Below are 4691 nucleotides of genomic sequence, written 5' to 3'. Positions count from 1 at the left end.
ATTCTGCACCCGCTTTTACAGTGAATCGATTATGTGCATCAGGAATGCAGGCCATCACTTCAGCTGCACAGCAAATAGGCTCTGGTCAAGCTAATATAGTCGTTGCAGGCGGCACGGAAAATATGAGCCGTTCACCAATTTATTTAAGAAGTGCTCGTTTTGGTGGAGACCGGACTAAACTTGTAGATTCAAATACTGAAGCTGGACAGCAACCTCAAGAAATTTACGGGGAAAACTTAGGAATGGGGATCACAGCTGAAAATGTCGCAATACGATACAAGGTCTCTAGGGAAGAACAAGATGCTTTTTCTGTTGGAAGCCAACGAAGAGCGGCTAAAGCGATGGATGAAGGAAAGTTTAAGGATGAGATAGTTCCTGTCCAGGTTATTGATAGGAAGAGTACGATTACAATTGAAAAAGATGAATATCCTCGCCCTGACACCACTAGTGAAAAGCTTGCAAACTTAAAGCCGGCATTCAAAGAAAATGGAACGGTTACCGCTGGAAATGCATGTGGTCGAAATGACGGAGCTTCGGCATTGGTATTAATGAAGGCGAGTGAGGCTACACGGTTACAATTAAAACCAATTGCAAAGATTATAGACTGGGCGACTGCGGGGGTTTCTCCTGAAGTGATGGGAATCGGTCCGGTGCCAGCCGTTAGGAAACTATTGGAACGCACCGGGAAAAAAGTAGAAGAAATTGGCCTTTTCGAATTAAATGAAGCGTTTGCCTCACAGGCATTGGCAGTGATTCGGGAGCTAGGCCTTGATGAAAACAAGGTCAATGTTAATGGAGGCGCTATAGCACTCGGACATCCAGTTGGATCAACGGGTGCCCGTATCGTGACAACATTAATACATGAAATGATACGCAGGCAAGAAAGATATGGAATTGCTACCCTTTGTGTAGGCGGCGGCCAAGGAATGGCCATTTTGATCGAACGATTTAAATGGCCATTAAAGGAGTAGAAACTCATTATGTTTCTTCTCCTTTCGGTACATAAGGTAGAAGGATGTAATAACAAGGGAACTAGAGAGGAGAAGTGACATTTTGCCTGTTAAAGTGGAGGATATTCGCAACCTATTCGAAAGTAGTTCATTCTTTTCACATATAGGGTTTGAAATCGTTCGATTTGAAGAAGGGAATGTTCTTTTAAAGCTTAATATCGAAGAACATTTACTCAATGTAAATGGAACACTGCACGGAGGCATTCATGCTACCATGCTGGATACTATTCTTGGAATGGTGACTCGTACTGTGACTAAATCTAAAGTTGTGACGACAAGCTTAACTGTCCATTATCTAGCCAGTATGTCATCAGGAGAATTATTTGCGGAAGCAAAAGTCCTTCAACAAGGGTACAAAATTGCCTTTACAGAGGGAGAAATTAAAGATTCCAAAGGTAATATTATTGCAAAAGGCACTGGGATATTTAAACTAATTCGTGATAAATGAAAATGGTATGTCCGATTGTCAATGAAATTCAGGTTAAAGTGATAGTCAAGAATCACTAATAAAGGTTTAATAAAGAAGAGCCAAAGAAAGGATTGGTTCTTACATAATTTGCAGAGTTCCACTTTTATTTGTAGAAAAAGTAATAGGAGTGAGGGAATTGATTAGAACTTGGCATGAATTTTATCCGAAAGAGACTCCTTTAGAAATTGAGATCCCATTATTGTCATTATACGATTTATTAGAACATTCGGCTCAACTATACCCTACTAATAAAGCAGTTATTGATGGTGAGAAGGAACTAACTTATTTGGAATTGAAGAATGCATCAGATCGTTTTGCTGCGGATTTATACAATAGGGGGTTTCAAAAGAACAATCGTATAGCACTCATGCTACCAAATTGTCTAGAATATATTATCGCCTATTATGCAATTCATCGTTTGGGTGGTGTGGTTGTTCAGGTAAATCCCTTGTATCAGCCAAATGAATTAGACTATATTTTACGGGATTCCGAAGCCACATGGTTTATTGGGCATGATAAACAAAAGAAAAAGTTAAAGCAAATCGGTTTGACTGACGAGTTTACGATTATTTCAGCTAATAATATGTTGGAAAACAGCCTTTATTCTTGGAGTGTGACAGGAAATAAGGATCTTCCTGAAATGGATATTAATCCTAAAGAAGATCTAGCTGTTCTTCAATATACTGGAGGAACAACAGGGAAGTCTAAAGGGGTCATGCTCACACATTTTAACTTAATCTCCAATGTCCATCAAGACTTTACATTTACGGCAAATGCCCTTCAACTCAAAATCCCTGGTGAGCGTATGCTTGGATTGACACCATTATTTCATGTTTTTGGTAATGGCCGTTTGAATAGTTCAGTTTATGCTGGATCGACTTATATCACTTTAGAAAAGTTTGAATTAAACAAGGTGGTAGATTTAATTAGGAAACACCGGCCAACCATTTTCCCAGGCGTTCCGACTATGTATATCGCTTTACTAAATCATCCAGATTTGACTGCTGACGATTTAAGTTGCTTTAAATACTGTAGCTGCGGTTCAGCCCCTCTCCCGATAGAAGTCATTAATCAATTTGAAGAAAAATTGGGTATTTCGATATCTGAAGGATTCGGTATGTCGGAAACTTCACCTACCACTCATCGGAATCCTGTGATAGGTCAAAGAAAGCCAGGAAGTATTGGAATCCCGTATCCTAATACCGATGCTAAAATTGTGGATATCGAAACAGGGATAAATGAATTGCCAACTGGTCAGGCTGGTGAACTGATCATTAAAGGCCCGCAGGTGACGAAGGGTTATTGGAAAAATCTTGAGGAAACTGCAACGGCTTTGCGGGACGGTTGGTTATATACTGGGGACATCGCGAGGATGGATGAAGAAGGATATTTCTATATTGTAGGCAGAAAGAAGGATATGATTATTGCTAGCGGCTACAATATTTACCCAATTGAAGTGGAAGATATCATCTATCAGCACCCGAGCGTAGAGGAAGCATGTGTTTTTGGAATACCAGATAAATATCGAGGGGAAACAGTCAAAGCCGCTATTGTCCTAAAGAAAGGGGTGTGTGTAACGGCGCAGGAAATCATGGATTTCTGCTATAAACGTTTGGCCAGATATAAGGTACCACGTAGATTTGAGTTCAGGGAACAATTGCCGAAATCTACCGTAGGGAAAATATTGCGGCGAATATTATTGGAAGAAGAAATGGAGAAGCAAACTACAATAACTAAAGGTGAAAGGTAAGCGTACTTGTTATTAAAAAACTTTGGGACTGTAATAAGTGATTCAGAGCTTACTATTCATATAAACATCAAGAAAGAACCCTAAATAAGGGGAACTTTAAAAAGGTTAACCTTATTTAGGGTTTTCTATCGTTTTTTAATAACTACCAATCTATTTTCCTTTTAGAGAAATCGTAAACGAAGTCCCCTTAACTAATAATTCATGAGAAACACCATCTGCTATATCATCTGTAGTAAATGAAAAGGAAGTGAGCTCATCAATGTTTTCTTCTGAATCAATTAATAAACTAATAATGCCTTTTCTTGTTTCCCCTGGTTGGTAATCTGAGCGACTGACTTTTTTTGTTCCAATTAAAGTATCCCCGGAGTGGATGAAATTTTTTAACGGCACATTATATGTAAGTTCATTATTAAATGTAACATTTTCCATGCTGAAAAATTGGAGCTCTTTGGAGTCTTTATTTTTCACAGAATACGTTATTTCAAGATAAGAAACCTCTTCGCCTATATCCGTTTTAGACCACGCAGCCTGTTGTTCGATTTCCTCCATGCTTAAATTTTCTTTATAGTAAATTGAATAAGCTTCTTCAAAACTTAATCCCGTATAGGACTTGAGCTCTTCCTTTGCCTCTTCTTCGAGGGAAGATAATTGAATCATGCGGATATCCTTGATTGTGATGACCATAGGTGCTAATTCAAACGACTCATTTATTGACTTTGACTCTAGTAAAGTGAAAGTTCCCCAATTTTTTTGATGGACCTTATCGCCAACTTTATCGAGATGGCTCCCACCATATTCCTGCACCTCAGGAATATTGACTTCCTTAGCTTCTATATTTTTCTGTTTTTCCGATTTATTTTGGTTGTCGAAATAATAGAAGGTTAATACACTTACTAAAATAAGTATAAATCCTGCAATTGTTGATATGACCCATCTTTTATGGATATCTCATCCCTCCTTGTCTTAAACCATTGATGTAACAAACTATAATATATCATTTTTTCGCCAATGGTGGGATGAAGCACCTGAAAGTGACAGGTTAGTTYAATATGAGTTTATATTATGTGTTAAAATTTGGATATGGGAGAGTTAGAGGTATTTGACTTTTTAAGACTTGTTTTTATTATTAGTTTATTTATTATATTGACTATTCTATTTGCTAAAAGAAATCGAACAAAAGACCATTAAATGGCGTAAACCTCAGATGGTAAATAACAAATTAAGGGGATTTATCAAATTCATAATGTAATAATTATCCAATAATTATCACATCCGATTAGCTAAATACAATGATTTAATGGTGTGGCAACAAAAAGCCTTGACCATTATTTGAGTTGGTTTCAATTCCTCGATAATATGAAACATAGAAGTGATAATGCTTCTATAAGTAAAATGATGTTGCAAAGTTATTTATTTCCAATATGAAACTTATTACTCTTTAAGTAGGTATCAATATTAGAAG

At 37.4% G+C, this 4691-nt stretch carries 4 protein-coding genes and 1 pseudogene; 4 read left to right on the top strand and 1 reads right to left on the bottom strand.

The features are described 5' to 3' along the window. From AC1DUW_RS21285 to AC1DUW_RS21275, 3 genes are all read left to right on the top strand, one after another. On the top strand, positions 1 to 971 hold a 971-nt coding region (locus tag AC1DUW_RS21285), incomplete at its 5' end, for a thiolase family protein (RefSeq protein ID WP_477643388.1). 82 nt (positions 972 to 1053) lie between these two features. Further along, entirely contained in the window at positions 1054 to 1458 is a 405-nt protein-coding gene (locus AC1DUW_RS21280; RefSeq protein WP_053345543.1) for a PaaI family thioesterase, read from the top strand. Positions 1459 to 1606: 148 nt separating this feature from the next. Next, complete coding sequence (locus AC1DUW_RS21275) at positions 1607 to 3229, top strand: long-chain-fatty-acid--CoA ligase (protein ID WP_083450708.1); 1623 nt, start codon at positions 1607 to 1609, stop codon at positions 3227 to 3229. A gap of 150 nt (positions 3230 to 3379) precedes the next feature. Here the strand turns inward: AC1DUW_RS21275 and AC1DUW_RS21270 are convergent, their stop codons facing one another. Further along, a complete protein-coding gene (locus tag AC1DUW_RS21270) occupies positions 3380 to 4033 on the bottom strand; it encodes a hypothetical protein (protein WP_053345545.1) in 654 nt (217 codons plus the stop codon). 489 nt (positions 4034 to 4522) lie between these two features. Between AC1DUW_RS21270 and AC1DUW_RS21265 the strand changes: the two are divergent. After that, positions 4523 to 4688, top strand: a pseudogene (locus AC1DUW_RS21265) (IS1595 family transposase); the annotation flags it as partial. Between the last annotated feature and the right edge of the window lie 3 nt (positions 4689 to 4691).

Source organism: Peribacillus sp. P4_C12 (genome assembly GCF_056402095.1).
The sequence above is the reverse complement of the archived record's forward strand: the minus strand, read 5'-3'. Positions and strand labels throughout refer to the sequence as shown.